At 38.1% G+C, this 2,637-nt stretch carries 3 protein-coding genes; all 3 read right to left on the bottom strand.

Going from position 1 to position 2,637, the window contains the following annotated elements; genetic code table 11:
* Positions 1-715 (bottom strand): DUF4347 domain-containing protein (locus AFK68_RS02620; protein ID WP_143437449.1); only part of this gene is annotated, 715 nt, incomplete at its 3' end.
* Between the two features lie 282 nt (positions 716-997).
* Positions 998-1,816 (bottom strand): acyl-ACP--UDP-N-acetylglucosamine O-acyltransferase, encoded by an 819-nt coding sequence (gene lpxA / locus AFK68_RS02615; RefSeq protein WP_094671399.1) that lies wholly within the window; start codon positions 1,814-1,816, stop codon positions 998-1,000.
* 3 nt (positions 1,817-1,819) lie between these two features.
* Positions 1,820-2,344 (bottom strand): 3-hydroxyacyl-ACP dehydratase FabZ, encoded by a 525-nt coding sequence (gene fabZ, locus AFK68_RS02610; RefSeq protein WP_094671397.1) that lies wholly within the window; start codon positions 2,342-2,344, stop codon positions 1,820-1,822.
* Between the last annotated feature and the right edge of the window lie 293 nt (positions 2,345-2,637).

Here is a 2,637-nt window from a genome sequence, read left to right as displayed (position 1 = left end):
AAGTGCCATCCCCATTAGAGGTAAATAACTCGGCCGTCCGGATATCGTCATTATCGAATACTCCTTTTTCTTGACGAATGAAGTCATCTGTTTCTAATATCGAAGCATAATTTACTAAGCATTCTGAAGTAAAAGCCGGAACAAATTTTCCTTCACCCAAACTAATTTCTAACTCCCAGTCGCCACCCAAGGCAGCATTCCCCGTTAAGTTAGCCGAAGCAGCAATATTAGTTTTGGTCAATGTCTGTACTTTGGCCAGAAATTCTGTGCCTGTATTTCCCGCAGCAACTTCACAACCATAGATAAATAAATTCGGCGAGGGAACTTCAATAAACCACTTTTGTAGGTCTTCAGTATATTTATCTAAAGTTTCCAGACTCAGTTGAATATTTCCTAAGTGCAAACACCCAGGAGAACCGTGGGACAAAATATGTAGGGTTTCAATCCCTCGATAGTTCCGTAAAATCTGAGTAATTTGTTGGACACCATCGCGATGCGGGTTCAAAACCATCCCATAAATACCAGGTTTAAGGCCCTGAAGTAACTGTTGATAGTCATCAACACCCCCATCTATGACTACGATTTCGCGAGCATTAGCTATGAATGCGTCAGCAAAATTAGTAACTTCTGTTGGGGAGTATTCTGAGAAGGAGATAGGGTTAATAGAAACTAGAGAACTTGTTACAGGAGCTTGGAGCAGAGAATTAGTTTGCATGGGTACTGAGTTCCGGATTAAATAGGATAATGATGGACTGAATGTAATATATGCACATGCCGATGACTGAAAAGTCCCTTATATTTATTGACATACTCCCGACGTTGCGCTTAGGCGACAACGCGTTATTCTTCAGCCAAGGAAGCCTTAAAATCAGAGGTAGAATTGTGTTATTTTTTTACCAAGGTAAATAATTCTAAATTTTATTCAACTCACATCAATAAAAATGGCCAAAATAAAGAAATACCTAACTTATACTATGTGTATAATGTGGTTGTCAATTTATTGATTGCTATGAAACTTATAAGAAATTTTTCCCGGCATTGGTCCACGACGTTTAGACCCAAGAGACAAACTTAAAAACTCATGTAATTCTTTTATATACTTATTATCTGAAAGTAATTCTAATTCTTTTAAAGCTTCACTAAAAACTTTACCCGAACGATAGAGAATCCGAAAAGCCTTTTTCAAAATTGCTAAATCTTCACTGGTCAAACCAGCACGCTTTAATCCCACTAAATTGAGCGATCGTACCAAACAAGGATTTCCCTCCACCAACATAAATGGTGGTACATCTCTAACTACACGTCCCATGCCACCCACCATTGCCATTTTGCCAATATTAACAAACTGATGAATACCCAAAACTCCACCAATAACAGCTTTAGACTCAATTTTGATATGACCTGCTAAAGATACAGCATTAGCTATTACCACAGAATCTTCAATAATGCAATTATGAGCCACATGAACATAAGCCATCAGCAAATTACCATTACCAATTACGGTACTCTCTCCAGCATAAGTAGCACGATTAACCGTCACGAATTCCCTAATTCGGTTATTGTCGCCAATTTTTACCATACTCGGAGCGCCCACATATTTTAAATCTTGTGGCTCCAAACCAATAGCTGCCCCAGGAAAAATCCGATTACCAGAGCCAATTTCTGTCGGCCCTTCAATCACAACATGAGCGCCAATGGTAGTTCCCGCTCCTATCTTGACCTGTTCTCCTATTACAGCATAAGGACCAACCTGTACAGTAGGATGTAGATTAGCACTTTCAGAAATAACTGCTGTGGGGTGAATCAGAGTAGGCATATTTTAATCCATCATTGAAAACATCAAGTCCCCTTCTGCAGCTTTTTGACCATCCACTTCTGCCAGACCTCGCATTTTGGCAAACCTGCCACCTTTAATGGATAGTAATTCTGTAGTTAATATTAGTTGGTCTCCTGGTACTACTGGACGACGAAACCTAACCTTATCCATAGCTGCAAATACAAATAATCCTTCCTGAATATCGGGCATTTGAGCAAATATTATACCTCCAACTTGAGCCAATGCTTCTATAATTAATACCCCTGGCATAATTGGTCTTCCTGGAAAATGTCCTTGAAAATGGGGTTCATTAAAAGTCACATTTTTAATTCCAACTGCTTTTTCTCCCGGTACATATTCTATGATGCGGTCTACTAAAGCAAAGGGGTATCGGTGAGGTAATAGTTTGTGAATCTCTTCAGTAGTTAGAATATTTGCCTCAGTAGTTGCAGCTTCTTGATTTTGCTGAGTTTGAGGATTTTCTGTGGTGGCTGTCGAATCAGTTGTAGTTTCTTCAGAGGTTGACATTTGTACAGTTATTGATTTGCGTTCTTAATTTTACCATTTAGAGGGGTAATCGTGACATTAATTTCTCAAGTTTTTATATGACATATTGAGAATCTGCTGTCTACTAAACTAAAACGTTATAGTTTTGATTCAGTATCTATGATTAGATATATTTTCCTAGAAAGCAAATCTTATCTTACTTTAGGTAGACTACTTGTGTTATAGGCAAAATGGCTGCACTACAAAAGTTATAAAATCAATATTTAGAGCTGACATACTTAGGATTTGCTCTCTACTAAAACTAAGACGTTATA

Origin of the sequence: Hydrocoleum sp. CS-953 (genome assembly GCF_002260545.1) — a bacterium.
GTDB lineage: Bacteria > Cyanobacteriota > Cyanobacteriia > Cyanobacteriales > Microcoleaceae > Trichodesmium.
This window is presented reverse-complemented; position numbering and strand designations above follow the sequence as displayed.